This window comes from Sinorhizobium sp. M4_45 (assembly GCF_002885915.1).
In the GTDB taxonomy this organism is placed as follows: domain Bacteria; phylum Pseudomonadota; class Alphaproteobacteria; order Rhizobiales; family Rhizobiaceae; genus Sinorhizobium; species Sinorhizobium meliloti_A.
On sequence record NZ_NWVE01000017.1, the window covers coordinates 38,730 to 62,092 of the forward strand.

General features: G+C 60.2%; 28 protein-coding genes and 4 pseudogenes. 18 read left to right on the forward strand and 14 right to left on the reverse strand.

From position 1 onward, the window contains the following. Nucleotides 1-5: 5 nt before the first annotated feature. Genes CN933_RS30315 through CN933_RS30325 form a run of 3 tightly spaced genes read right to left on the reverse strand, consistent with a single transcriptional unit; the run spans nucleotide 6 to nucleotide 2,298 of the window. Entirely contained in the window at nucleotides 6-1,022 is a 1,017-nt protein-coding gene (locus tag CN933_RS30315) for a DUF6352 family protein (RefSeq protein WP_102763337.1), read from the reverse strand. Beyond that, nucleotides 1,019-1,561 carry a DUF6505 family protein gene (locus tag CN933_RS30320; protein ID WP_102763338.1) on the reverse strand — a complete coding sequence of 181 codons (543 nt, stop codon included), beginning with the start codon at nucleotides 1,559-1,561 and terminating at the stop codon, nucleotides 1,019-1,021. The genes CN933_RS30315 and CN933_RS30320 overlap by 4 nt, the downstream gene beginning before the upstream one ends. Further along, nucleotides 1,552-2,298, reverse strand: coding sequence for a biotin/lipoate--protein ligase family protein (locus CN933_RS30325; RefSeq protein WP_102763379.1), 747 nt, complete (start codon nucleotides 2,296-2,298; stop codon nucleotides 1,552-1,554). The genes CN933_RS30320 and CN933_RS30325 overlap by 10 nt, the downstream gene beginning before the upstream one ends. Nucleotides 2,299-2,456: 158 nt before the next feature. Here CN933_RS30325 and CN933_RS30330 point away from each other — a divergent pair, with 158 nt between their 5' ends. Then, entirely contained in the window at nucleotides 2,457-4,511 is a 2,055-nt protein-coding gene (locus tag CN933_RS30330; RefSeq protein WP_102763339.1) for a 4Fe-4S binding protein, read from the forward strand. Here CN933_RS30330 and CN933_RS30335 read toward each other — a convergent pair. Then, nucleotides 4,447-5,742, reverse strand: a complete 1,296-nt coding sequence (locus tag CN933_RS30335; RefSeq protein ID WP_102763340.1) for a hypothetical protein — start codon at nucleotides 5,740-5,742, stop codon at nucleotides 4,447-4,449. The two genes, CN933_RS30330 and CN933_RS30335, sit on opposite strands and share 65 nt — an antisense overlap. Before the next feature lie 100 nt (nucleotides 5,743-5,842). Here CN933_RS30335 and CN933_RS30340 point away from each other — a divergent pair, with 100 nt between their 5' ends. Continuing rightward, on the forward strand, nucleotides 5,843-6,049 hold the full coding sequence (locus tag CN933_RS30340; RefSeq protein WP_018099301.1) for a DUF6494 family protein: 207 nt from the start codon (nucleotides 5,843-5,845) through the stop codon (nucleotides 6,047-6,049). Between the two features lie 114 nt (nucleotides 6,050-6,163). On the opposite strand, the gene CN933_RS30345 is transcribed toward CN933_RS30340, so the two are convergent. Next, nucleotides 6,164-7,039 carry a substrate-binding domain-containing protein gene (locus tag CN933_RS30345; protein ID WP_102763341.1) on the reverse strand — a complete coding sequence of 292 codons (876 nt, stop codon included), beginning with the start codon at nucleotides 7,037-7,039 and terminating at the stop codon, nucleotides 6,164-6,166. A gap of 89 nt (nucleotides 7,040-7,128) precedes the next feature. On the opposite strand from CN933_RS30345, the gene CN933_RS30350 reads away from it, so the two are divergent. The 8 genes and pseudogenes from CN933_RS30350 to CN933_RS32190 all read left to right on the forward strand — a co-directional run bounded on the left by CN933_RS30350 (nucleotide 7,129) and on the right by CN933_RS32190 (nucleotide 13,471). Next, nucleotides 7,129-7,821: an ABC transporter permease gene (locus CN933_RS30350; protein ID WP_102763342.1), complete on the forward strand. Its 693-nt coding sequence runs from the start codon at nucleotides 7,129-7,131 to the stop codon at nucleotides 7,819-7,821. A gap of 2 nt (nucleotides 7,822-7,823) precedes the next feature. Then, on the forward strand, nucleotides 7,824-8,546 hold the full coding sequence (locus CN933_RS30355; RefSeq protein ID WP_102763343.1) for an ATP-binding cassette domain-containing protein: 723 nt from the start codon (nucleotides 7,824-7,826) through the stop codon (nucleotides 8,544-8,546). A gap of 21 nt (nucleotides 8,547-8,567) precedes the next feature. Next, entirely contained in the window at nucleotides 8,568-9,398 is an 831-nt protein-coding gene (locus CN933_RS30360) for an ABC transporter substrate-binding protein (protein ID WP_102763344.1), read from the forward strand. Nucleotides 9,399-9,443: 45 nt separating this feature from the next. Beyond that, a complete protein-coding gene (locus tag CN933_RS30365) occupies nucleotides 9,444-10,571 on the forward strand; it encodes a molybdopterin-binding protein (RefSeq protein ID WP_102763380.1) in 1,128 nt (375 codons plus the stop codon). An 8-nt stretch (nucleotides 10,572-10,579) separates the two neighbouring features. Continuing rightward, nucleotides 10,580-12,529: a molybdopterin biosynthesis protein gene (locus CN933_RS30370; RefSeq protein WP_102763345.1), complete on the forward strand. Its 1,950-nt coding sequence runs from the start codon at nucleotides 10,580-10,582 to the stop codon at nucleotides 12,527-12,529. 155 nt (nucleotides 12,530-12,684) lie between these two features. Beyond that, on the forward strand, nucleotides 12,685-12,837 hold the full coding sequence (locus tag CN933_RS32185) for a helix-turn-helix domain-containing protein (protein WP_245425229.1): 153 nt from the start codon (nucleotides 12,685-12,687) through the stop codon (nucleotides 12,835-12,837). Nucleotides 12,838-12,932: 95 nt separating this feature from the next. Then, a pseudogene (locus CN933_RS32640) lies at nucleotides 12,933-13,109 on the forward strand (IclR family transcriptional regulator domain-containing protein); the annotation flags it as partial. Then, complete coding sequence (locus CN933_RS32190) at nucleotides 13,100-13,471, forward strand: IclR family transcriptional regulator domain-containing protein (protein WP_245425237.1); 372 nt, start codon at nucleotides 13,100-13,102, stop codon at nucleotides 13,469-13,471. The pseudogene CN933_RS32640 and the gene CN933_RS32190, both read left to right, overlap by 10 nt. 192 nt (nucleotides 13,472-13,663) lie before the next feature. On the opposite strand, the gene CN933_RS32495 is transcribed toward CN933_RS32190, so the two are convergent. Together CN933_RS32495 and CN933_RS30380 are read right to left on the reverse strand one after the other, a co-directional pair. Further along, nucleotides 13,664-13,813 (reverse strand): hypothetical protein, encoded by a 150-nt coding sequence (locus CN933_RS32495; RefSeq protein ID WP_180980860.1) that lies wholly within the window; start codon nucleotides 13,811-13,813, stop codon nucleotides 13,664-13,666. Between the two features lie 833 nt (nucleotides 13,814-14,646). Next, nucleotides 14,647-15,363, reverse strand: coding sequence for a Crp/Fnr family transcriptional regulator (locus CN933_RS30380; protein ID WP_102763346.1), 717 nt, complete (start codon nucleotides 15,361-15,363; stop codon nucleotides 14,647-14,649). 276 nt (nucleotides 15,364-15,639) lie between these two features. Between CN933_RS30380 and CN933_RS30385 the strand changes: the two genes are divergently transcribed. Next, entirely contained in the window at nucleotides 15,640-15,846 is a 207-nt protein-coding gene (locus CN933_RS30385) for a hypothetical protein (protein WP_102763347.1), read from the forward strand. A gap of 722 nt (nucleotides 15,847-16,568) precedes the next feature. Here the strand turns inward: CN933_RS30385 and CN933_RS30390 are convergent. Beyond that, nucleotides 16,569-17,132, reverse strand: a complete 564-nt coding sequence (locus tag CN933_RS30390) for a DUF308 domain-containing protein (protein WP_102763348.1) — start codon at nucleotides 17,130-17,132, stop codon at nucleotides 16,569-16,571. A 114-nt stretch (nucleotides 17,133-17,246) separates the two neighbouring features. On the opposite strand from CN933_RS30390, the gene CN933_RS30395 reads away from it, so the two are divergent. Further along, nucleotides 17,247-17,819, forward strand: a complete 573-nt coding sequence (locus tag CN933_RS30395; protein WP_102763349.1) for a TetR/AcrR family transcriptional regulator — start codon at nucleotides 17,247-17,249, stop codon at nucleotides 17,817-17,819. 89 nt (nucleotides 17,820-17,908) lie between these two features. Beyond that, nucleotides 17,909-18,426, forward strand: a pseudogene (locus CN933_RS30400) (IS30 family transposase); the annotation flags it as partial. Here CN933_RS30400 and CN933_RS32200 read toward each other — a convergent pair. Next, a pseudogene (locus tag CN933_RS32200) lies at nucleotides 18,425-18,538 on the reverse strand (FAD-dependent oxidoreductase); the annotation flags it as partial. The pseudogenes CN933_RS30400 and CN933_RS32200 sit on opposite strands and share 2 nt — an antisense overlap. A gap of 652 nt (nucleotides 18,539-19,190) precedes the next feature. Here CN933_RS32200 and CN933_RS30410 point away from each other — a divergent pair. Beyond that, on the forward strand, nucleotides 19,191-19,343 hold the full coding sequence (locus CN933_RS30410; RefSeq protein WP_245425231.1) for a hypothetical protein: 153 nt from the start codon (nucleotides 19,191-19,193) through the stop codon (nucleotides 19,341-19,343). A 55-nt stretch (nucleotides 19,344-19,398) separates the two neighbouring features. Here CN933_RS30410 and CN933_RS30415 read toward each other — a convergent pair whose 3' ends face one another. The 3 genes from CN933_RS30415 to CN933_RS31745 all read right to left on the reverse strand — a co-directional run bounded on the left by CN933_RS30415 (nucleotide 19,399) and on the right by CN933_RS31745 (nucleotide 20,465). Continuing rightward, nucleotides 19,399-19,779 carry a helix-turn-helix domain-containing protein gene (locus CN933_RS30415; protein WP_102763351.1) on the reverse strand — a complete coding sequence of 127 codons (381 nt, stop codon included), beginning with the start codon at nucleotides 19,777-19,779 and terminating at the stop codon, nucleotides 19,399-19,401. A gap of 17 nt (nucleotides 19,780-19,796) precedes the next feature. Beyond that, nucleotides 19,797-20,108 (reverse strand): type II toxin-antitoxin system HigB family toxin, encoded by a 312-nt coding sequence (locus CN933_RS30420; protein ID WP_102763352.1) that lies wholly within the window; start codon nucleotides 20,106-20,108, stop codon nucleotides 19,797-19,799. An 81-nt stretch (nucleotides 20,109-20,189) separates the two neighbouring features. Then, entirely contained in the window at nucleotides 20,190-20,465 is a 276-nt protein-coding gene (locus tag CN933_RS31745; protein ID WP_210204030.1) for a tyrosine-type recombinase/integrase, read from the reverse strand. Nucleotides 20,466-20,642: 177 nt separating this feature from the next. On the opposite strand from CN933_RS31745, the gene CN933_RS31750 reads away from it, so the two are divergent. The 3 genes and pseudogenes from CN933_RS31750 (at nucleotide 20,643) to CN933_RS30435 (ending at nucleotide 21,706) form a co-directional block, all read left to right on the forward strand. Beyond that, entirely contained in the window at nucleotides 20,643-20,897 is a 255-nt protein-coding gene (locus CN933_RS31750; RefSeq protein WP_210204029.1) for a hypothetical protein, read from the forward strand. 210 nt (nucleotides 20,898-21,107) lie between these two features. Then, complete coding sequence (locus CN933_RS30430) at nucleotides 21,108-21,398, forward strand: putative periplasmic lipoprotein (protein ID WP_102763353.1); 291 nt, start codon at nucleotides 21,108-21,110, stop codon at nucleotides 21,396-21,398. A gap of 60 nt (nucleotides 21,399-21,458) precedes the next feature. Continuing rightward, nucleotides 21,459-21,706: pseudogene (locus CN933_RS30435) on the forward strand (hypothetical protein). Nucleotides 21,707-21,923: 217 nt separating this feature from the next. On the opposite strand, the gene CN933_RS30440 reads toward CN933_RS30435, so the two are convergent. Then, nucleotides 21,924-22,124, reverse strand: coding sequence for a cold-shock protein (locus tag CN933_RS30440; protein WP_102763354.1), 201 nt, complete (start codon nucleotides 22,122-22,124; stop codon nucleotides 21,924-21,926). Between the two features lie 404 nt (nucleotides 22,125-22,528). Here CN933_RS30440 and CN933_RS30450 point away from each other — a divergent pair, with 404 nt between their 5' ends. Beyond that, nucleotides 22,529-22,750, forward strand: a complete 222-nt coding sequence (locus CN933_RS30450) for a heavy-metal-associated domain-containing protein (RefSeq protein ID WP_102763355.1) — start codon at nucleotides 22,529-22,531, stop codon at nucleotides 22,748-22,750. 93 nt (nucleotides 22,751-22,843) lie between these two features. On the opposite strand, the gene CN933_RS30455 is transcribed toward CN933_RS30450, so the two are convergent. Continuing rightward, nucleotides 22,844-23,362 (reverse strand): hypothetical protein, encoded by a 519-nt coding sequence (locus CN933_RS30455; RefSeq protein WP_102763356.1) that lies wholly within the window; start codon nucleotides 23,360-23,362, stop codon nucleotides 22,844-22,846. Nucleotide 23,363 lies beyond the last annotated feature (1 nt).

Here is a 23,363-nt window from a genome sequence, read left to right on the forward strand (position 1 = left end):
CGCTCCTAGGTCGCTTGCGCCGTAGCGCACAACGGCAGACCGGCAACAAGATTTTGCGGCTTCATGCGGATCATTCGATCGGGCGTCATCGCCATGATCAGCCAGATCGGTTGAGCACCCACTTGGGGCCTGACCTCGCCAATGTCGGAAAAGCGGAGGCGGAACAACGCAACGATACGCTCCGCCGTTTCGGGGTCGAGGTCCTCGCCTCGCCACAGTGCATTACCGATGCGTGTCGCCTCGGCGTCAAGGCCGACGAACCATGCCCAGTTGTCGTCTTCGATCCGCTCGACCGGTTCGATCGTTACCGTGACGGCGACCAGATGGCGGATCCAGGCTTCCATTGCGTCGGCAAGGCCGCGACGCGCGGGGCTGTGGGCGCCACCCAGACGGAGCACCATGTCAAAGGCATCGCTCCTGTCAAAATAGCTATCGGCGTTCGTCTCGTCCAGGATTTCGAGTTCGGTGACGGCTGGCCCGCCGAGCATGCTCAAGAGCGGTGAAGTGTGGCGGTTATGCTCGTGAACTTCTATTGTTTCCGCGTCGGCAAGCAGCAGCGCTCCTTCATGGAAGCTTACCCGCTGTGGGCGATAGAACAGCTCGGCGGCGCGCAACACCGCGGGCTCGGTCTCGCCGTCGAGCGCATTGCGCAGCACCACCTGCGCGAGCTGGTTCATGAACAGCGGAGGCGTGTCGGCTGCCGAACCGAGCGCCAGTTGCAGATAAGCGGACTCAAGCGAGGGCGTGGCAAGAAGACGGTCGCGGAAGGAGATCATGAACGCCCAGTTTTCGCGGGCATCCGGGTCGCCCATGACGGCGATCTCGTCCTGAGTGACCGGACGGCGCGGATGATGCATCAGAAGCTCATGGTGCAGACGCAATTCTACCTCACACGCCCCTTCCGGCGGAAGCAGTTCGGGGCGAGCGAGATAAGCCTTGAGGAACGCGTCGGTCACTATAAGCCGGTCTGCCTCGTCCCGATCGAGGAGATGGTGACCCGAAGATACCCAGAAATCCTTCACGTGTGCCTTCCCGCCAACGTCCGGATATCGAGCTCTTCCATCCGGTCGTTTTCCTCGTCAATCTCGATAGCGTTGAAGGCCGTTGCCATATCCAGTCGACCCACCTTCGGGTGAAGGGTACGGAACGCCTCCCGGATTCCAGTCTGCTCGCTGGCGCGGTGGAGGGCAAGTATGGTGTTTGGCGGGTGATCGCAAAGCGATTGCGCAAACGCGATTTCTTCTTCGGCGGCCGGCCGCGCTGTTTCAAGATCGGGGGCGCCGCAATGCGCGACCAACTGTTCGGCCAGGCGTTCAACGGCCGCAGCGCGTTCTTCCGCCTTCACCTCCGTCACGACAACGAGGGTGGACCAGCCAAAACTCTCGATGCCCAGGAAGCCGGCTCGAAAAGCCTGGCGTTTCTTGCCGGCGAGGGTTTCGGGGTCGATGCCGAAGAAAAGGAATGTACCCGGTACCGCCCATTCGCCGGGCTCGGCGGCGCGCGAATAGACGAACGTATCGGACGGATCGAGGCGAATGGTGCGCGGCAGGTTCAAAGCCATGGCATTCCCGTTGCGGGATCGAGCCAGGAACAGGATGCAAGCGCCTGCGCCAGGCTCCGCCTCGTGAGGGAAGTCTGGCCGGGTTCGGCCTGAACCAGCAGATCCCCGTTGTCGGCGATCCGTCCATTGTGGCCTCCGGGCGACACGCGGTCCAGCCATCGCCTGGCCAACCGCGCAAAGCCGGTGTCGTGCCATTCGTCCAAGCCGACCATCAGGTGACGTGAAAAGCTGGCGATGATCTCGCCGGTATTGACGGCTTCGAAACCCACTTCGTCCAGTGCGCCGAACAGCGGCTGCAGACCCGGTTCGTGGACGCGCACGATCGTGGTGCGGATCATTGTCGAGAAGATAAGCCAGGCCGGCGTCTCGGTCTCGCCCGTTCCCGCCGGCCAGCTCAGTTGTCCGCCGCCGACCAAGACCCCGTCGACACGGATCGCGTCTGGCCAGTCGAAGGTGATGGGTCGTGACGGCGGCGCATGTGTGGCAAGCGCATCGGCCAGTGCGTTCATCCCAGCATAGATGGCCAGGCGTGCATGCACGAGCGGCATTTCCGGTTCCAGCACGACGGCGAACTCTGCCAGATCGTCACGTCGTGCCCAGACCAGCGTCCCTGCTCCCCATTCGGCGGCAATGGCGCGAGCGTGTGCAAAAGCGTCGCCGGTCTCGCGCATCATGACGAGGTTGTAGGGCGGGGGCAGTTCGATGGCGTGGTCCATCACCGAAGCGTGCTGAAACATGATGCCGGTCCCATTTCTGATGACGGCGAGCCTAATGTCTTTATAATGCATCCGAAGTGGAGGCGCCACCGTTGTTGGGCGGTGCCGTGATGCGGGGGGAGAAGAGCATGATCCCAGACAGACCACGCACCGTCTTTGTTTGTTCCTGTGAACGCAGCATGCCGGACTTTGGCCAGAGTGTCGCCCGTGGATGCTCAAGCGACCAAATCCAATCTGGAAATCAACTCTGCGGCGCCGAACTCGACCGCGTCCGCAACGCATTGAATGGAGGCGACGACATCACGATAGCCTGCACACAGCAGGAACGGCTTTTCCGTGAAGTCGCGCAGGAACGTGGCTTTGCGGGCGAACTCGCTTTCGTCAACATCCGCGAGACGTCAGGCTGGTCGGCACAAGGGGCATCCGCCGGGCCGAAAGCCGCGGCGCTCGTGGCGATGGCGGCGGAAACGGTCACTTCGCCGACCAGCGTTACGCTCGCGAGCAACGGCGTGGTGCTCGTCTATGGCCGGAACGAAGCGGCGATCGAGGCTGGACGGCAGCTTGCCGACGAGATGAACGTCACGGTTCTTTTGACGCGGCCGGACGATGTCACGCCCCATCGCGTCTGGGATTTCCCCGTTGTGCAGGGCACGATCCGCAACGCGCGCGGTCATCTCGGCGCGTTTGAACTGACGATCGACGATTTCGCGATGCCATCGCCATCGTCGCGCAAGCGTCTGCGTTTTGGCGCGCCGCGGGATGGCGCACTATCGAATGCCGATATAGTTCTTGACCTTTCCGGCGGCGCTCCCCTGTTTCCTGCCTATGAATTGCGGGCAGGTTATCTGAGAGCGGATCCGGCCGACCGCGCGGGCCTTGCTGCCGCGATCGCCAAGGCAGCCGGCCTTGTGGGGGAATTCGAAAAACCTCGCTACATCAATTTTTCCGCCGATCTTTGCGCCCATTCGCGTTCGCGCATCACCGGATGCACGCGCTGCATCAACCTTTGTCCTACGGGTGCGATTGCACCCGCTGGCGACCATGTCGCGATCGACGCTGATGTCTGCGCCGGCTGCGGCAGTTGCGCGGCCGCCTGTCCGACCGGTGCCGCCGCCTATGCTTTCCCGGATGCGGCGGCCCTGCTTCGACGCCTGCGCACGCTCCTGCTCACCTATCACAGGGTAGGCGGCAGCGATCCGATCGTGCTGTTTCACGATGAAGGTCATGGAGAGCCGCTTATCGATGCGCTGGCGCGTTTCGGGCAGGGACTGCCCGCGAATGTGCTGCCGGTCGGTGTGAATGAGATAACGCAGCTGGGGGTCGAGGCGTGGACTGCACCGGCCGCCTGGGGAGCGGTGGCGATCAGGGCCCTTTCTTCGGCGAGGGGGAAACATGACCTGACCGGCCTAGCCAGAAACGTCACCATCGCCAATCTTCTTGGACAATCGCTGGGTTATGGAGCCGATCTCTGCGGCGTGATCGAAGCGGACGACCCCGATGATCTGCAAACGGTTCTCGGGCGGATGGTGCCGCAAGCGGATGCGCGAAAGCCGGTGACATTCCTGCCGGTCGGAGGCAAGCGCAGCTTGCTGAAAAGCTCGGTGATCGGCTTGTATGAGGCCGCTCCGACGCCGGTAGAGCGCACGGCATTGCCAGCGGCCGCGCCATTTGGCGGGCTCGACGTCAATGTCGATGCCTGTACGCTGTGCCTGTCATGCGTATCGGCCTGTCCGACGGGCGCGCTCTCCGACAGTGAAGAGCGGCCAGCTTTGTATTTTGCCGAGAGCGCCTGCGTGCAGTGCGGGCTCTGTGCCGCGACTTGTCCAGAAAAGGCAATCGCGTTGGTACCGCAACTGGATTTCCAGGCCTGGAATAGGCCCCGCCGGGTGATCAAACAGGAAGAACCGTTCCATTGCATTCGATGCGACACGCCATTCGGAACGAAAAGTACCGTCGAACGCATCGTTGACAAGCTGGGGGGCAAGCACTGGATGTTTTCCGGCGAGAATGCCCGACGCCTCGATGTCGTGCGGATGTGCGACAACTGTCGTGTCGAATCCGTCATGAATGAAGGGTTCGATCCTTACGAAGCGTCGGGCCGTCCCGCTCCACGGACGACGGAGGATTACTTGCGGGAGCGCGACGCAACGACAGACAAATCGGTTGAGTTTAGTCGCGGCGGGTCTCAGCCTGCAAAAAGCGGATCAGCGCTGCACGATCCTCGGGATCGTTGATCGTCTGCTCCGGCATCTTGGTCCCTGGCGTATATATGCTTGGCCCCAGTTCGAAGAGCTTCGACACCGTTTCCGGCGTCCAGACGATATCCATCCGCCGGAAAGCGGGGGAGTAGGGATAGCCGGCAAGCGACGCGATCCTGCGGCCGAAGATGCCGTGCAGCGTCGGTCCGGCGCGATTGCCGTCCTCCGGGCCGAGCGTATGGCAGGCGATGCAGGCACGGAAGACTTCGGCGTCCGGATTGCCGGCATATTCGCTCATGAGATCGGCCTGGATCGCGGCTGAGGTTCCAAGCCGCCTGCCGGTTTCAACATCCCATTCGCTTATTATGTTGTCCGCACCGCCGGCCAGCAGCGTCCGGGCACGGCGTGGAAAGGCAAGGGCCCACACCGGCGCAACGCCGGCACTGCCGAGGGTGTGAACCGGCTTCAGGGTGCGGGAGTCGAGCAACACGATGCCCTCCCTGATGGCCGAGGCGGCGATGTATTTCTCATCAGCCGTAGCCGCTAGTGCGATCAGGGGGCCGGAGGACACCCTGACCTCGGCCACAATCGCGCCGCTTCGGTCGAGCTGGCGCAATGTCCCGTCTGCGCCTGCTGCAAGCAGGCGGTCGCCCGGCATCGTCACGAGGGCGTTGAGTGGCCCCGGCATGGATATTCGCATCGGCGCAGCGTCATGTCCCGGCGGCCATATTATGATGGCTGCGTCATAGCCCGCACTTGCAAGCGTTCCGTCGGACAGAAAGGTGACCGCGTTAACATTGCCATGGTGGCCTTTGAGGATGCGCGGCGCAGCGCCGGAAAGCGGCCACAGACGCACGCTCGTATCCCAGGAGGCAGAAGCGAGCGTAGAGCCGTCGGGCGCGACTGCCAGTGCGACAACCGGCCCCTCATGGCCATGCAACACGGATACCGGCGTGCTGCGTCCGGCCTCCCAGATTGCGATACGGCCGTCGGCCCCGGCGCTGGCGTAACGCCCCCGCGGCAAAGCAGCGACGGCATCGACCTGACTTTCGTGAAACAGCAGCACCTGCTGCGCCTCGCCCGTTTCAAGCGACCAGATAATCGCCTTGGTATCGAAACTGCCGGTGATCGCTGTCTGTCCGTCAGGGGCTATGTCGATTGAACGCACCGGGCCTCCATGGCCGCGCAGTTCCGCCCCATGCGCAGTCGCGCCGAAGAGGAAGGAAGCGGCTGCCACCAGGCAGCGTATAGCGAGCATCGCCTTCATTGCACCTCAATCGGATTCATGCTCGATTGGCGATGGTCTCCGTTCCAGGAACGGAAAGTGCCGGATCGACCTTACTGTTCACTCTGTTCGAGGCAATCATATGATCACGAATATGGAAACCGACCCCTTCAACGTCTCCATGCGCAAGTTCCTCAAGCAGGTCGGGGTGACCTCGCAACAGGCGATAGAGAAGGCAGTGGAGCAAAAAGGTCTGAAAGGACAAGGGAAGCTGATCGTCAAGGCCGTCATCACGTCGGAGGCCGCCGGCCTGAATCATGTCGTGGAAGGCGAGATCGATCTGGGATGAGCCAGCGGATGCCGCATTGCCCTTTCGACCGAAAGTTGCACGCATTTTAACGGTTCCGATGCTCAGTCAAGGTGTTCGAGCATCCTTTGTCCATCTCAAGAACGCGTAAGCGCTCTACCTGAAGAACCGGATCCGGCCAGCCGGGCTTGTATCATACCCGGTAAGCTCGACGGCGCGGTCGGTAAAAGCCTTTTGTGGCAAGAAACCTAACAGCGCCTGGAAGGAGGGCTGAAAATAGGTTCGCTGACGCATGAGCAGGTCGAAATTTTCCCACAGCAGCGGCAGGAATTCCAGGCCAGCGGTGCGAGCGGCGGCGCGTGTGGCAATGCCGCAATCCGCCTGGCCGCTCCGCACGGCGGATGCAAGATCGGGACCGGTCAGGCAGGGCGGCTCCAGTCGATTGAGGTCGCTGTGCTTCGCGCCGAAATCTGCCAGCAACCGAGCAAGCAGCATATCCGCTCCGGCACCGCGTTGACGAACGGCCATCCTCGCACCACTCGTCAGGACGTCATTGAGACCGTTCAGCGATTTGGGATTGCCCGGCTCCAGCAATAGGCCTTGCTCGCGGCGGACGAAGCCGACCAGCACCGCATCGCTAAGCCGTGGCATGGCGGCTACCGCATCGACATTTGCATCGGCTACCGTGCCATGGAAATGGATCGCAGCGGCCGCGACCTCTCCGCGCAGCAGCCGCGCGACACCGGCTTCAGTGCCTTCCGCCAATGTGGCAAGCCCCGAGCCTGACTGACGCAGGCTCCATTCCAGCAGGTCATCCTGGCTCCCCCCCAAGATAGGTGGCAGTTCGAGCGATATCATTCCCGCCGGCTGCACGAGCCCCGAAAGGACCCAGCGGTCGAGTTCGTGCTGTGGGAATAGCCATTTGCCTGCCACCTTGCTGCACGGGATTCGCTCCTTCGATATCAACTCGTAAATCTTACGCTCTCCCAAGCGAAGATAGTCAGCAGCCTCGGATGTGGTCAGCAGGATCATCCTGCATTTTTATGCATATTTGCGCGATTGTTCAATAATTTGACATCCAGGAAAAAAAAGCCGGAAATTGCGATAAGGGAAGATGCCTCATGTCGGAAACACTCACTGCATGGCAGCTTATCGCATCCGGAGATGCCACCCTATTTGCGATCGTCGGCCTGTCGCTGGCCGTCAGCCTGACGGCTGTCGTAGCTGCGGGGATTATCGGTTTGCCGCTTGGTGCCATTCTCGCGCTGACCCGCTTCCCCGGCCGCACGGCAATGGTCGTGGTGTTGAACGGTTTCATGGGCTTGCCGCCGGTTGTCGTCGGTTTGAGCGTCTACCTGCTGCTATCGCGGTCAGGGCCGCTGGGAGAACTCGGTCTCCTCTTTACGCCGACCGCCATGGTTATCGCGCAGGCATTTCTGGTGCTGCCCATCATTGCCGCGCTGACGCGCCAGACAGTTGAGGATCTTTGGCTCGAATATCGCGAGGAGTTGGGCGCCATGGGGGTCGGCTGGGCCAGCAGGGTTGCGACACTTTTGTGGGACAGCCGCTTCAGCCTCGTTACCGTCTTGCTTGCAGGCTTCGGCAGGGCCGCGGCCGAAGTCGGCACGGTGATGATCGTCGGCGGCAATATCGATGGCTTCACCCGGACTATGACCACCACGATTGCTCTGGAAACCTCAAAGGGAAATATTGCCCTCGCGATCGGGCTTGGCATCATCCTTATTCTCCTCATTCTGCTGGTAAATGCCACTGCCTGGGGCGTGCGGGTATGGGCCGTGGAAAGGGCCGGTTAGAAATGCGCGCTGCTGCAAGCAATCTTCCCCTTATCTTCGATGACGTGTCGCTGAGCGCCGGTGCGACGACCATACTCGACCGAATAAGCCTGACGATCGGGCTGGGAGCGCCGACGTTTGTTCTTGGCCCCAATGGGGCGGGCAAGACCTCGCTTTTGCGGCTGTGCATGGGCTTGCTTGGCCCGTCGCGGGGGGTCGTGAGCTGGGGTGGCCGGATCGATGCCGGCCCCGAACGCCGAGCGATCCTGTTTCAGAAGCCCGTGATGTTGCGGCGCTCGGTTGCCGCGAATGTTGCGTATGGACTTGCTCACGCCGGTTGCCCGCGCGGCCTGCGCGCCCAGCGCACCGAGGAATTGCTCGACAGTGTTGACCTGAGTGCGCTGGCTTCGAGGCCTGCGCGCCGTTTGTCGGGCGGTGAACAGCAAAGACTGGCGCTCGCGCGTGCTCTGGCGCGCCAGCCGGAAATTCTCCTGCTCGATGAACCGACCGCGAGCCTTGATCCGGCGGCAACGCGCTTCGTGGAGGAAATCATCCTTGCGACGGCCCATTCGGGCACCAAGATCATCATGGCTTCACACGATCTGGGCCAGGTGCGCAGACTTGCCGGAGATGTCGTGTTCCTGGCCCATGGCCGTCTCTTGGAGCATGCCAATGCCGGGGATTTTTTCGATCGTCCAGCCACGCCGCAGGCTGCGGCCTTTATACGCGGCGATCTCGTCCTTTGATCGACAGAACGGAGATTGAAAATGCCGACCCGCCGATTGTTCTCTGTGGGAATGCTTATGATCCTGGCCGGCGTGACGCCGGCCCAGGCCCAAACCCGGTCGATCGTCGTTGCATCGACGACTTCTACCCAGGACACGGGCCTGTTCGATTATATTCTTCCGCTGTTCGAGAGAGAGACTGGGATCGATGTCAAGGTCGTGGCGCAGGGCACCGGCCAGGCACTCGACACCGGACGCCGTGGCGATGCCGACGTGGTCTTCGTTCATGCCGAGGCACAGGAAGAGAAGTTCATTCAGGAGGGCTTCGGAGTGAAGCGTTCCGACGTTATGTACAATGATTTTGTGTTGATTGGCCCGAAAAGTGATCCCGCCAGCGTCAGTGGAATGACGGATATCGCGGCCGCCCTGGTTTCGATCGAAGCAAACAAAGCGCCATTTGTCTCACGCGGTGACCGGTCAGGCACCCATTTTATGGAACTCAGGCTATGGAAGGACGCTGGCTTCGATATCGAGGTTGCAAAGGGCCGGTGGTACAAGGACATCGGACAGGGGATGGGAGCGGCGCTCAACACCGCATCTGCCATGAATGCCTACGTCCTTTCCGATCGCGGCACTTGGCTGTCGTTCAGGAACCGCGGTGATCTTGCTATTTCCGTCGAGGGCGACAAGCGGCTGTTCAACCAGTATGGCGTCATGCTGGTGAACCCGGAAAAACACCCCGATGTCAAGGCGGAGCTGGGCCAGATATTCATCGACTGGTTGATTGCGCCTGAGGGCCAGAAGGCGATCGGTGAGTACAAGATCGATGGCCAGCAACTCTTCTTTCCAAATGCGAGCGGACAGCGCATCTGAGGTCTGTTGCCAAGGTGCCCGCATCTGTCCCATTATCGGGCGATGATGACAGTGCATCCTCCGACGAGCGCCCTGACAAGCCTGGAAGTGGCGCTTGCGGCGCTTCTCAGTGGTTTGATGCCTATCGCTCCCCGGTCGGAGCCGCTTGACCGGGCGCTTGGTCGTGTCGCCGCGGCGATGCCGGCTGCCTTGCCGGCACTGCCGTTGCGAGACGTTGCGACAATCGATGGCTGGGCGTGTCGTTCACTCGACCTCGTGGGAGCGTCCGCCTACTCACCTCTGGCGCTTTCGACGGCCCCGGTCCGGGTGGAAGTGGGCGACGTCATGCCGACTGGATCGGACTGTGTGTTGCAAGCCGATCTGATCGATTGCAGCAGCCCAATCGTTTTTGCCGTCGGCGAGGCTGCTCCCGGTCAGGGCGTGCGCCGGGTGGGGGAGGACATGACCGCACATCGACCCCCGGTTCTCGAAGGCGGGATAGTCGGCGCCGCGGACCTGCTGATCGCTCGCAAAGCAGGGTTGAGCCAGATTCCCGTACGCAGCCCGCGCGTGCGTGTGATCGATGTCGCTTCCGTAAACCATGAGACGTTCTCGACGCGCCTCGTTGCCGAATGTGTGATGACCTCGAATGCGACGATCGCCGCGATAGAGACCGCGCACCGTGATGCAGCTTCGATCGCAGCCGCTCTTGCCGGCGAGGTTTGCGATTTGCTTCTCCTGGTCGGAGGCACTGGTGCTGGCCGCCTTGATGCGACTGCCGAGGCCCTGACGCTTTCCAACGCGTTGATTGCGCATCGTATCGCCATGCGGCCTGGCGATACTACGGCAATCGGACGGCTTGGCAGTACACCGCTGGTCGCTTTGGCCGGGGCGCCTGACCATGTCTTTGCCGGCTTTCTTGCATTGGTCCAGCCGATCCTGGACCGTTTATCAGGCCGCTCGAAGCGGATTGGTACAACCTTGCCGCTCTCGCGAAAGATTGCGTCGAAGGTCGGGCTCAGTGAGATTGTCCTGCTCGGCAGAGAGCAGGCCATGTGGACGCCGCTTGCCGTTGGCAATTTTTCACTGGAGGCCATGCGGCTTGCCGATGCCTGGCTGGCAGTGCCGGGCGATAGTGAGGGATATGACGTCGGCACGTCCGTCACAGCGATGCCTCTTCGCAATGTGAACTGAGCAGCCTCATGATGAAGTCTCCTTCTTCGATCCCGCAAAACACCGACCAGAAGCAATTTCTGACGATACTGTCACGTGAGGAGGCCCTGGCCCGTTTCGAAGCAGCGCTGTTTCCCTGGTCGGTGCCGACTGAAAAACGGAGTTTAGCCGAGGCGCTCGGGCTGGCTCTTGCAGAAGACGTCGCGGCGCAGGTCGACATTCCACCTTTCGACCGTTCCAATGTCGATGGGTTTGCGGTACGGGCAGCAGATCTGGTTGCCGCCTCTGACCTACAGCCTGTTCGATTGATGCTGAACAGGGAAACGATTGCCTGCGGCAGCGTCCCGCAATTTGCGGTATTGCCCGGGACCGCCACAGCCATCGCCACGGGGGGGCCTTTGCCACGCGGTGCGGACGCGATCGTCATGGTGGAATATACTCAGCCAGCCGAGGGTGGGGCCATCGAAGTGCGGCGTGCTGTCTCGCCGGGGCAGTTCGTCTCCACCGCCGGATCGGACATGGCGCGAGGAGAGGTCGTGTTGCGGGCTGGGTCGGTGATCGGCGCGCGTGAGATCGGGATACTCGCAGCCTGCGGAACCCCGCAGGTAACGGTGGCCCGCAAACTCCGCGTTGCTGTTCTGTCCACGGGTGATGAGCTCGTGCAACCGGGCGAACCGCTGCAGCCGGCCGGCATTTACGACGCCAATGGGCCGATCGTTAGTGCGGCGGTCACCGAAAACGGGGGCGAGGCCCATTTTTTGGGCGCGTTTCCAGACGACGAAGCCAGGCTCGAGACCGCAATGCGTGAGGCGCTCGCCTCCCATGACGTTCTGATTTTATCTGGAGGTACTTCCAAGGGTGCGGGAGATGTCAGCTACCGTATTATTGGCCGCCTCGGAAAACCGGGCATCATTGCTCATGGTGTTGCGCTTAAGCCTGGAAAGCCGCTCTGTTTGGCGGTATGCGGCGGCAAGCCGGTTATCATCTTGCCAGGATTCCCGACCTCGGCCATGTTCACCTTCCACGATATGGTGGTGCCCATCCTGCGGCGCATGGCGGGGCTGCCGCCGCGCGTTGATGCGCAGACGAGTGCGCAGCTTCCCTTCCGCGTTCCGTCCGAACTGGGGCGCACCGAGTTTGTCATGGTCTCGCTGGTGCAGGGGCGGGACGGACTGATGGCCTATGCGACCGGCAAGGGCTCGGGAGCGATTACCGCCTTCGCCCAGGCTGATGGCTTTATCCGCATTGACGCCTTCGCCGACCATCTGCCAGCGGGCGCACAAGTGCCGGTGACGCTGTTCACGCCGCAGGTCAGGGTGCCCGACCTCGTTGTGATCGGCAGTCACTGCACAGGCCTTGATCTTGTCGTGGGCAAGATCGCGCGCCAAGGGATTTCGGTGCGATCGTTGGCCGTCGGAAGCCTGGGCGGTCTTGCAGCCGCTAAACGCTGTGAGTGCGACCTTGCGCCGATCCATCTTTTCGACCCTCAGACACAAGTCTACAACACGCCGTTCCTTAGCGAGGGTATCGAGCTCGTGCCGGGCTGGCGGCGCATACAAGGCATCGTGTTCCGACGCGGTGACGCGCGCTTCGAAGGTCGCAATGCGCCGGAGGCGGTGGAAGCTGCTCTGGCTGATCCCGAATGCATGATGGTCAATCGAAACCAGGGTGCCGGTACGCGCATCCTGATCGACCAATTGCTAGGCCAGACGCGCCCTGATGGCTACTGGAACCAGCCTCGCTCACACAATGCAGTCGCCGCCGCTGTCGTACAGAAACGCGCCGACTGGGGCGTCACGATCGGGCCGGTCGCGCGCGCCGCTGGCTTGGGTTTCATACCGCTGACGCAAGAGCACTTTGATTTCGCGCTAGTTACGGACCGGAAGGAGCGGGTGGCAGTTCAGGCATTCCTTGCCGCCCTGCTGTCGCCTGATATGCAGGACGCGCTGGAGCGGGCGGGATTCAGTCGAGCTCGCTGATGGACCAGTGGCCAAGGAACGAACGTGACGGCGATGGATTCGTGTTCCTGATCGAGAAGAGGTAACACTGTTTCGCATGGCTGCGCGAAGGCTGGCCCGGCTCGGGTGAAGGCTATAACGTGCCTCGTAATCCTTGATCGTCCGAAACATCATTGATGGACATTGGTGTTTCGCTTGCCCTCCGCGTACTGAGAGCCTTCGACGGAGCGCGCGCCAATCTCAGCCTGTCGCAGATCGCCGAGGAGACGGGGCTCGACATGAGCGCCTCCCGCGCTTCACCCACACCCTGCAAAAGCTCGGCTATCTAAGCAAGAACGGTGAAACCAAGCTCCGTCAAGGCGCTCGATTTCGGCTATCACTACAGCCGGGCCAGCAGCAGCCTGGTCGAACGCGGCCCTACCTCATGCATCTCAGTAAGACGACTGAGGAGACCGTCAATCTAGCGGTTCGTGACGACACAGATATCGTCTTCGTGTCACGCTTCATGAGCCGCCACGTCCTCGACAATGACGTGATTATCGGGACGCGCCTGCTGGCTTATTGTACGGCGCCGAAAATCGCGATCCTGTCGTGCCTGCCATCGGCGGAGGCGCATACGATCCTCTCCAAATCCAACCTGCACCCGTTCACGCTGCACACCACTGGCATCTCGACGCGCTCAGCGCCAAGCTCACAAAGTCGAAGGCGCAAGGCTACGCCACCGCCTTCGAGGAGTATTGCCACGGCGATCTTTCAGTGGTGGCCCCCATCCTCGATGCAAGCGGCGCAGCCTTTGGCGCGATCAATATCGGCGTCCCGCGCAACCGGTACACGTCAGAGGAAGCGGAAGAGCGGTTTGCCCCCGCTCGTAATTGCTGCCGTCCATTCCATTTCGCTGGTCAGCGGTGCTCGTCGATAAGTAGATTCGATATAATCCTCTTACCCGCACTTCCATACGTATAGGCTCCAGAAGCGGCAGGTTTTGGTTTTGCCGCGTCCGGGCACATCCGTTATGACCTCGACACCTCCGTAGAAGGGCGGAGAAAGGCGTTTACCCGAGCGGGGGTTGGAAGTCTGGGGAACTGGTGGCCCGTCACTGCGTTTGAGACCTACGGCCGCATGGCGCGACGGGGGCACCATGGAAGCGGTCGCGATTTACTGGTAGAGGGCGAGGGGCTGCTTCTGCTCGATTTCGAACAGACGCTTGTCGAGGCGGATTTGCTGTCTTGCTGTAGAGAGTGGCAAGAAGGCATTGAAAATCTTGAGCAATGCATCGACCACCACACAAGGGGTCATCACCGACATGCAGTGTCAGCAGGCTCCCGATGGCTGGGATGTCGCGCGTTTCAGCCGAGAGGTCGATCCCGAAATGCCGGTCGTCTACGTGAGTGGAGACAGCGCTCCCGATTGGGCGTCGAAAGGCGTTCCTAATAGCATCATCTCGGGAACCCGTTCGCTATGGCAAAGTTGGTGGTGGCAATCTCTAAGTTGCTCAACGACAGGCATCTAGGGACGGCCGTGGCGAAACCTCCGTCTGGCAGCTAGGTGCCTCCCGCGCTGCTCTTGTAGCTCTCCAGGTCTCGTGTCTTTGCGCCCCCGGACGCGTGCCTCGCGCAATTTCGGCTGCGCCATCAGCGGCTCGTCGATGTGTGAGACGGCCGGCCGCATACCCAGCATCAAATGCTTCGCGTGTCCGTGCCATGTCGCGGTTGCATCGGGCAACATGTCCAAGCCCTCGCCACCACTCTTCCCAAGCATCCGTCACTTGCATCTGAACCTCCCTGGCGCAGCTCAAAGGACGCCTTCTGTTGGCAGTTGAGCCGACGGGTTCGTCAGCCGAATAGCTGGCGAAATTCCCTATTCGTCGAGTTGTCCGTAAAACGAGTGTAGGTCGTCTCTGGTTGCCGTACGCTACCGGACGAAGTTCAGCTTAGTGGGGCCCATCATGCGTCGGTGTTCTATCTCTGATTGTCTTTAGGCGGCTCCGGTGAAATCTTAAATCGAACACGGCTTCCTCATGGACGGGGCCACCGCCAAGCTGATCGCCGAAAGGGACTTCGCCTTTTTCTTGACACCCTGCGGCCCGCGACGGCAGCATTGTTTGTACCAGGGCGGGCTGGATGCGTATTTTCGCGGGTTCAGAAGAGCGCAGTCATAAGTCGATGGTATTCCGCCTCCGGCTTGCCATAGGCGTCCCGGGCGAACTCTTCGAGGGCCTGCCTGTTCCGGATAATGATGTTGCCCCTGTTCGAGCGAATAAAACCGTAGCCTTCAAGGACGTGGAGCGACGTTGTGACGCTTGGACGGCGAACCGCAAGCATCAGCGAAATGAACTCGTGCGTCAGCGGAATCTCGTCGCCTGGTACACGGTCGTGACACATCAGAAGCCATCTGGCCAATCTCTCGTCCACCCCGTGCAACGCGTTCGAAACCGCAGTGTAGGTAAGCTGAATCGAGAAGGCCTCAATGCAACGGATCATCACCCGGGCGAAATTCCGGTTAAGATCCATCCACTTCCGGAATGCGCTGAACTCCATCCGGTAGCCGTCTCCTTCGATCTGCATGATGATGTCGTGGACGCTGAGCTCTACACCCATCGCAGCAGAAGTCGGAATGTAACCTTCACTCCCGAAGATACCCGCCTCCGCTTTGTTACCCTCAGGCGTCGAGGCGACCAGGGAGCCAATCCCGGACGTGAGATAATAAACATGGTCTATGGGGGCGCCGGCTGTAGCGATCAGAGCGCCTCTAGCCACTTTGACATAGTCGAGGTCAGGCGCAACCTGGTTATAGTCAACCTCCGGAAGCAGGTCCAGCAACTGGTTGTTAACCGAAGCTTGGGGTGGAATCGCCATTGCCTTCCCCTCATTGGGAGCCGGAGCACCGCGGCTCTGTCGGCCGCTTTCTGCCAAGGATTGCGGATCGGTGTTACATGACTCTAGCATGCCGGCTGCCCATCGACTATGTGCAAGCCAGCATGGTTCGGAAGGACAGTCTTCTCCAATTCCGCGGTGATTGTACGGTTCCAGACCCTTTGTCCTTGAGGCGCAGTATTGACTCGCCATGTACACCAAGACGCGTAGACTTTCCCCCGGCACCGAGGCGATCGCGAGGCCCGGGAGGAAGAGCTAATGAGACACCAACGAGTATGCACCCTTGATCCACTAGGGCCTGACGAGCTCAAGTTGATCGAGGGCATTTTCCGTCGCGAACTGCAATTGCGGGCATTGCCACTGAATTCCGAGGAGGCTGCAATACTCGCAGCGAGGCTGATCGGTGCCTATCAGTCCGGAATACGCGACGCTGCAGGCCTGGCCGCGGCGGCGGAACGTATGTGATGGGCAGCACCTCCCGATCACCTTGGAGCGCACCTGCGCGCCTGCGTATTCACAAGCCTTGCAGGTTACCTGTCCTTCGTTCAATCTGTGCAAGTGCTTTTTACGTCCGTTTTCAACGCCCACGGGACATTCCGGTCACTGATGGCCGGATGTCTGCAAGGACTCAAGGGAGCTGTTCTTCACGAGCCAGCGCCTCGACTGCGACGGCAGGGACGGACGCCAGGGCACCCCGACCTCAACGGCTTCGGCGCGGACGGCTGGGATGTTCTTGTGGCTTCAAGACGGCGCCGCGTCGCCCGCGCCGTGCAGGTAGGATTCGTTGCCAATTTCGAGGCGACGGTGGCGCTATAAAGCGATAATCTGGATGAGATCACGTCTCACCCTGTTTGTCGCGCTGCAGGGCGCCGCCCATTCTGCTGCGATGGCAGCGGGAGTGCATGAGCTTACATGGACCGGTTCTTCGTCGGGTCCCGCACCGCCACTAAGCTTCTTTCGCTTGAAGAATTGAAGGCGGCCGGGATCCGTGCACCCGTCCGAGATCGGTCGGCTCAATGTCCCACCGGCCCCGACGGCCTCATCGCATGCATCGACGCTGATACCGAGTAATCGGTGGATCCTCAAGACACGGGAACAACATTACGACGAAACTGATGATCTATGCGCCGCGGACTACACGGGCGAGGCGGGGAGGGACGCCGTTCCTCCGCAGCCTCATCACCTTCTCAGGCTGGGTTCCTCCGCCCACGATAGGCCGCAGCAGTCAGCGCTACTGCCGAGACCAGGAAGTAGAAGGCGCCGAAAGCGGCATAAGGAGCGACGTCAAGAATGGTCGGCGGCATGAAACCGAGCGACTGCTTGATCATGAAGCCGCCTGCCAGCATTGACTGCGCGCCGCTCAGGATCATCGCCCACTGCGCTCCAACTGACCGCCAGCGCCGGATGCCGGTGTAGAGCTGAAGAAGTCCGGACAGGATCGCCCAGATGCCGAAGGCTGCCAGAACAGCGTGCGTGTCTTTCATCACGGCAAAGAGAACGATGATCGTCATGACTGAACTGGCAAAGACGTTGAGCATCTGTGACCTGTTGGCGGCGAGGCCGCCGTGGGCTCTGGCGTCGACGAGGTTCGCGAGCGCGTCCCATGCGGGGTAGATGACGAGAAGCAAGGAGGCGACAGGGGACAAGCTTGCTGCCGAAGTGGCCGCGATCACCCAGAAGATCGAGAAGCCAGCACGGGTATAGTAGTAGGAGCGCAGCCACGTCGACTGCGGTTTAGTTTGGTGATGCATTGGATGCTCCTTGAGATCGAACGATCTACCTACTACTTGGTAGGCCAGCGGACGGTCAATTCACGAAGTCGCGATGTATTTGACGATCATCCTACCAGAAGGTAGATACCGAACATGGAGCTCAGTACCTCGGAAAAAATCCTCGATGTCGCGCAGTCTCTTGTCGTCGTCGGGGGATACAACGGATTCAGCTATGCGGACATTTCCAACGCGATCGGGATTCGGAAGGCCAGCGTCCACCACCATTTCCCAACCAAGGCGGCGCTCGTCGCCGTCCTAGTCGAACGCTATGTAGGTCGTGCCAAAGACGGGCTGAACTCGCTTCGAAACAATGTCGCGGACCCCGCCAACCAACTCGAAGCCTATCTCGATTACTGGCAGAAGTGCGTCCTCGACGCCTCGCAGCCCTTCTGTGTCTGCGCAATGTTGGCAAGCGAGATGCAGATGCTCCCGGACGAGGTTGCCGGGCTGGTTCGGCGTCACTTTCAGAACCTGATGGAGTGGCTGGCATCGGTTCTAAGGGATGGGGAAAAGCAAGGCTCGTTTCGACTAGACGCTTCGCCGGAGCAGGAGGCCCAAATCATGATGGCCATTGTGCATGGAGCCCTGCTATCGGCCCGCGCCGCCGGGCAGCCTCGAATTTTCTCGTCAATCGTGGGTCCTCATGTGGCTCGCCTCCGCAGCTAGTCGTTCATGGCGAAGGGCGGTGTGCAGGATCGCGTTGTGATACCTGCTCAAGTCTTGGTAGAGCCGGCGCCGCACCGGCGGAAGAAATCATGGAACGCAAGGTACCTGTCGGTGAGAACGCCCGCCAACTCGGTCGGCATCGATCAACGATCTATCGTGAGCTGAAGCGCACTACCTTTCATGATGCCGAGTTTCCGGAATACAGCGGCTATTACGACGGCATCGCCAACGACATCTCGAAGGAGCGTCTACGCGAACTTGTCATCGAGCAGCTGAAAGGCGTTTTGGTCGCCGGAGCAGATCGCCGGTCGCCCTGCTTGCCGATGGCGTAAGCGACGTCCGTGTTTATGGCAAGGAAGATTATGCGCTGGAGCTCTATCGGCATTTGCCGGAAGGCCGCCGCAAGAGCCGCCCACGCCGCGCCCGCAAGCCCCGTGACGGCTTGATCCCGTTTGACTGCAGAATCGATCAACGTCCTGATTTTATTGCCGATCGCTCGCAGGTCGGCCATTGGGAGGGCGATCTCCTGATCTTCGAGCGCGCGCTCGGGAACGCCAATATCACCTCGCTGGTCGAGCGGAAGAGCCGCTACACTGCGATGATCAAGACAGGCCGCGCCGCGCCAGAAAATAGGCCGCGCTGGCGCCTACAATCCCGCCGCCGATCACCACAATATCCGCAGACTTGGGTAGCGTTTCATCACTGCTGATGTGGTGGATACTAGGGGGGCCTCGGCAACCAATGAGAGCTGGCAGTATCTTCGACTGGTGCAGCAGAATGAACCGACTGCAGCTTCTTTTCGGTATTTTGCGCCGAAGATCGCCGGCATTCGGCGAGTGACGCGGACGAGGCGAGGCGAGCCCTGAGGCGTTTGCGAAGCAATGCGACAGCGCCTGCGCCGGTGGACCCGTACGTGAGTGCGTGGTGTTCGAGAATCTCTGGTCTTCAGGGGGATGCCACTGAACGTCCCCTTCTCGCGCGTCGCACCCTGGTTTGCTCCGCAGGATAACAGCTTTTGGGGAATGGCTTAGCTCTGCTGAACGACTGCTATGTGGGGCGCAAAGCGGTCGCATAGGACGGGCCTCATCCGCCGGGACACCGCGCTGAGGCAAGCCATTGTTTTCATCGCCTGAAAATAGAACATACAACTATAAATTGTAAAAATCAGATAACGCATATTATGGAACTACAATGTTTTGCCACAAAAGCCCTGATGGCAGGTCCTCTCGTTCGCTTAAAGATCACGCTCACGCCGCCAATCTCCGAAAAAACGTCGAGGCTCTAGCCGCTAAGTGGAAGCGCCGATCGCGCAAGAAAACCTGACCCTGCAGTCCTCGGCGGATGCTTACTGCGGATCCGCGGAGCTTCAAGATGGAGCTCGACCGTTTGGGATTGAAGGACACGGCCGCGATCGACCGCATCAAGGACGTCGCTCGTCTCGTTGACCGGACACACCGGGCGGAGTTGAGCCGAACCTATGAACTCACGCGCGGCCCGAAGAAGGGCCTCGGCTTGGATATTTAGGTAACCGTAAAGTGGCCAAGGCGCCGAGCGCATCAGTTACTGGTTGTAGTGTCCCTTAAGCCGCGACGTCGCCAATCAGCGAGCCAGCCGGAATGTTCCATTCCTTGCTGAGCTTCCGGATCTGATCCAGATTGATTTCCCGCCTGCCGTTCAAAAGATCGGCCGCCCGCGCTTTGGAGCCAATAACCGCCACGAGATCGGCGCGCGTGTAATTGTTCGCAGCCATCACCGATTTGACGACCTCAACCGGGCTCGCTGTCGGGATTGGATAGTGCTTACCTTCGTACTGTTCGATGAGAAGGACGAGCGCGTCAAAGTGCGCAGCTTCCTCAGAGCCTTCATCGGGTTCCTTCTCAAAATACGGCCGAACTTCCTTCAGCGCGGCGTTGTACTCGGCCTCACTCTGAAGCGTTCGAAAAGCTTTCAAATCCAACATGTCGACTTCCCTTCACGTCAGAGGTCTTTGACGTCAATCGCATCGTACTGGGAGTGCGTCCCGACAAACAGAACGAAAATCCGCTTTGATCGAAATGCGACCAGCCCCACGATGCGGTACTTGTTGCCACCGACGTCGAAAATAACCTTGTTGCCCGCCACGATGTCAGCCGAGTTAAATGTCTTCTTCAACTCACTAAAGTTGCTCCAACTCGCCTTCGATGCGGTGGTGTACCATTCCGTCATCGCGGCTTCCGCGGTCTCTCTGGGAGCTCCTTTCGGCAAGCTGTTCCAAAAATTCATCAGCGCGGATTTAGCGATAACGTTCACTCGAACTCCTATTTAGCGCGTTCCCAATGCGGAAACAAGTGGCGAAGTTCCCAATTTGGAAACTTTGTTGGTGGGGCACTCTCAACTACCACCAAAGCAACATCGATGGAATGCAGTCCGTGGGGGCTCTTTCAAGCCGCTGATATCAACCTTGGCCAAGGCCTTGGCCTTCATTTCCAGATCCACCTCGGCGTAGATGTGCGTGGTGTCCAACGAAACATGGCCCAGCCAAGCGCGGATGGTGTTGATATCGACACCTGCACGCAGGAGGTGGACGGCTGTCGTGTGCCGAATCGTATGGGGCTGACGCGCTTCGTGGCCAGGGTCGGCACGGTTTTGGTTGCCATGGCAGCATATTGCGTCACGACCCGGTGTATTCCGAACCGCGTCAGAGGCTCCTTCATCCGGCCCAGAAAGACTGCATCGCTTCTATCCCGATCGGTCACGAGGCCGGCCAGCGATGTTGCCGTCGCTGGCCACACTCCGGATCTTGTTTCCCTGCCCATGAAGGCGCACTGAAGGAGACGCGCCTAATTGAAGATTGCCGACCGTCAATTTTGCTGCCTCATCCGCGCGAGCACCGCTGTTGTACAGGAACAGCAGCAGAGCATGATGGCGCGCGCCCAGAGTCGTACGCCTGTCGGGTTGACGGAGAAGCGCATCCATCGCGGCCTTTTCGAGATATCCGATCGCGGCCTTTGCCGTCTTCTTGAATGGTATTGCCCTTATCTCGGAACACCAGCCAGGTGGACCGGCGAACGCATGCCGATGAAGCGTGCCAATGAATGAATAGTCGCAAGCCGTTGATTGCGGGTCGCATCTCTGGCCTGCGCACTCGGACACTCCCTGTCGATCACTGGTACAGCGCCGTGCATCACCAGAAACTCAACCAATACGCGTAATTCCTTTGACCGTTGGTGAAGAAGGAATATGATGCGCAACCAGCGGGCTTCGAGCAACGGCTAGAGCACAATCGTCGGAGCCAAGGATAACGCCGCCATGAAGACCGCCTTAACCGCCATTTGTGCGAGTCTCCTACTCGCCGCCTGCACTTCCACCGATCCACCCTCGGTCGGCTACTCGCGCAACCTGGAACCCATTCCGGGCAGCATCACCTATGGCGGCCAACCGCGCACGAAGCTGACTAAGGCGCCGGTCGGCAGCATTGTGCCGCATCGGTTCCGCGATAAGTTCGGACGTCAGGTCTCCGAGACCTACGTCATCGAGCCCGACCGTTCCCTGCTGCTGATAAGCCGCCGCATCGACTACGACCTTGTGACCGACCGGTAGGGTTGAGGAAATCTGCGGAATTTCTTCGCGTCCTCAATGCTTGGGATTGAGAGAAGCGCCATGAAACGTGCGTTGCCCGCCGTCTTTGCCGCCCTTCTGCTCGGCACATGCACCTCCCGCCCGTCGGCGTTGCCCGAACTCGAGCCGATCCCCGGCAGCATCACCTGTGGCGGCCAGCCGCGCACGAAGCTGACCAAGGCGCCGGTCGGCAGCATCGTGCCGCACAGTTCTTCACGCACCCGGACCGCTCGCTGAAGCTGGTCCGCCGCTACATTGATTACGATTTCATCACGAGGGACTCTCGCTGAGGGATTCGAAGTGTTAAAGCGGCTTTTGCGCGTCTCAAAAGACGCGGGGACAGGCGCTGTTCAGTGGCCGACGGTTGAGTAATTCCAGCATGCAAAGTGATATGCGGGCCGCCCAGAAGCGCTTCGCCACTGGCCCGGTCCTCGAGAACCAGCCTTCGAGGAGCCTTCGCGTGACACGGTCGCTCATGCCTGCTCCTCCTGGCGCTCGGAGATTGTGTTAAAGCACGCGGACGTTTTCTGCCTTGGATTTGCCGGTCTTGCGATCCTGACCCAAGTCGTAGCTGACGCGCTGGCCGTCGCTCAGAGCGCCACCCTGCACTGCGGAAATATGGACGAACACGTCGCTTCCACCATTCTCGGGCGTGATGAAGCCGAACCCCTTCGCGTTGTTGAAGAATTTGACCGTGCCGTTCGCCATGATTTGATCTCCAGAATTCAGCGATGAACGATGGGCTGAAAACCTATAGGCGCGAGGCGGTGGCCGCAATGCCTCCGTTTGCTCTCGAGCGACCAAGCGGCATTTTACATTGGGTCGACGCGAGACGATCGATACAGTGCTCGCCCGAGCCATCCGAAATTCATCGCCTCCCTGCGATCATCGGAATGCGCTGTCTCAAAAAGAGAAATCGGCAATTCAATAAGCTTTCTCAAGTCCTCGACCGGACCGATGGCTCCGGGCGCGCCGCTGATGCGGGGCTTGCGGTCCACGGCTCTTTTTTGCTGGTTGCGCTGTCGGCAGGCTATTTTTTGTACCGGGCTATTGACCTTACCATCGTTGGAAACGCCACATTGGATCGTGTCAAAACCCACGAGGAGACCTCGATGCATCATCTGAATATACCCGAAATGACCTGCGGACACTGCGTAAGCGCGGTGGAAAAAGCCGTCAAATCCGTTGATCCCAACGCAGAGGTGGCGGTCAATCTCGAGGCGAAGACCGCTTCAATTGACTCCCAGGCCGCCTCGGAAGCATTCGTCGCCGCAATCGAAGACGCTGGCTACAAGGCTTCGTTCGCGAAGTCTTGCTGCAGCCACGTCGCCTGAATTCAGCGACGATCGCAAACACGCGCCGTCCCAATGGCGCGTGTTCTTGGTCAACAAAGTTGGAAAGCAAGGAATGGCTCTGACAGCCTTGTTCTATCGAGTATATCCGCGCAACTCGTTGTAGCGGTCGATCTGGCTTGCGCTCAGAACCTTCAGCATCTCCAGGTGTGCTGCCAGATGGATGTAACGGAGGTTGGCGCTGCTCGCCTCCATGCGCCGGAGATGTTCGCGCAACCCACCATGGTCTATAGAGCGCTCGGGGAAAGCGATCTCGAGCGCCTGTTCCCCGGCCACCAAGCTCTTGCCCTCCGCAACGGCTTCGGTGCGCATTCTCTGGAAAATGCTCCGCGTTCTATCCTCCTGTTCGCCAGTCAGATGAAGCTCGGTCTTCATTGCCAACACATGTGAAGGCCCGGGCATTCCGTTCAGCTCGGCTGCCTTCGCCAAGCCCCAACCTTCTCCAGTCTCCAGCGCGGCGATGTCGTCCGCCGATAGGCTTTTTACGTCGCGATGCTCCTGTCCGGCATAGGGCGAAGAATGAACGTGTTTGCCCTCCGCAGCGGCGGTAATCGGAAACAGCAAAACTGCGAGCACAGGGATCAGCTTTTTCATG

Coding starts and splice junctions, on each gene's coding strand:
- CN933_RS30320 (WP_102763338.1), bottom strand. CDS start 1,561: ATGGCTTTGAACCTGCCGCGCACCATTCGCCTCGATCCGTCCGATACG.
- CN933_RS30325 (WP_102763379.1), bottom strand. CDS start 2,298: ATGTTTCAGCACGCTTCGGTGATGGACCACGCCATCGAACTGCCCCCG.
- CN933_RS30330 (WP_102763339.1), top strand. CDS start 2,457: ATGCCGGACTTTGGCCAGAGTGTCGCCCGTGGATGCTCAAGCGACCAA.
- CN933_RS30335 (WP_102763340.1), bottom strand. CDS start 5,742: ATGAAGGCGATGCTCGCTATACGCTGCCTGGTGGCAGCCGCTTCCTTC.
- CN933_RS30340 (WP_018099301.1), top strand. CDS start 5,843: ATGATCACGAATATGGAAACCGACCCCTTCAACGTCTCCATGCGCAAG.
- CN933_RS30345 (WP_102763341.1), bottom strand. CDS start 7,039: ATGATCCTGCTGACCACATCCGAGGCTGCTGACTATCTTCGCTTGGGA.
- CN933_RS30350 (WP_102763342.1), top strand. CDS start 7,129: ATGTCGGAAACACTCACTGCATGGCAGCTTATCGCATCCGGAGATGCC.
- CN933_RS30355 (WP_102763343.1), top strand. CDS start 7,824: ATGCGCGCTGCTGCAAGCAATCTTCCCCTTATCTTCGATGACGTGTCG.
- CN933_RS30360 (WP_102763344.1), top strand. CDS start 8,568: ATGCCGACCCGCCGATTGTTCTCTGTGGGAATGCTTATGATCCTGGCC.
- CN933_RS30365 (WP_102763380.1), top strand. CDS start 9,444: ATGACAGTGCATCCTCCGACGAGCGCCCTGACAAGCCTGGAAGTGGCG.
- CN933_RS30370 (WP_102763345.1), top strand. CDS start 10,580: ATGATGAAGTCTCCTTCTTCGATCCCGCAAAACACCGACCAGAAGCAA.
- CN933_RS32185 (WP_245425229.1), top strand. CDS start 12,685: ATGGACATTGGTGTTTCGCTTGCCCTCCGCGTACTGAGAGCCTTCGAC.
- CN933_RS32495 (WP_180980860.1), bottom strand. CDS start 13,813: ATGTCGGTGATGACCCCTTGTGTGGTGGTCGATGCATTGCTCAAGATT.
- CN933_RS30380 (WP_102763346.1), bottom strand. CDS start 15,363: ATGGCGATTCCACCCCAAGCTTCGGTTAACAACCAGTTGCTGGACCTG.
- CN933_RS30385 (WP_102763347.1), top strand. CDS start 15,640: ATGAGACACCAACGAGTATGCACCCTTGATCCACTAGGGCCTGACGAG.
- CN933_RS30390 (WP_102763348.1), bottom strand. CDS start 17,132: ATGCATCACCAAACTAAACCGCAGTCGACGTGGCTGCGCTCCTACTAC.
- CN933_RS30395 (WP_102763349.1), top strand. CDS start 17,247: ATGGAGCTCAGTACCTCGGAAAAAATCCTCGATGTCGCGCAGTCTCTT.
- CN933_RS30410 (WP_245425231.1), top strand. CDS start 19,191: ATGGAGCTCGACCGTTTGGGATTGAAGGACACGGCCGCGATCGACCGC.
- CN933_RS30415 (WP_102763351.1), bottom strand. CDS start 19,779: ATGTTGGATTTGAAAGCTTTTCGAACGCTTCAGAGTGAGGCCGAGTAC.
- CN933_RS30430 (WP_102763353.1), top strand. CDS start 21,108: ATGAAGACCGCCTTAACCGCCATTTGTGCGAGTCTCCTACTCGCCGCC.
- CN933_RS30440 (WP_102763354.1), bottom strand. CDS start 22,124: ATGGCGAACGGCACGGTCAAATTCTTCAACAACGCGAAGGGGTTCGGC.
- CN933_RS30450 (WP_102763355.1), top strand. CDS start 22,529: ATGCATCATCTGAATATACCCGAAATGACCTGCGGACACTGCGTAAGC.
- CN933_RS30455 (WP_102763356.1), bottom strand. CDS start 23,362: ATGAAAAAGCTGATCCCTGTGCTCGCAGTTTTGCTGTTTCCGATTACC.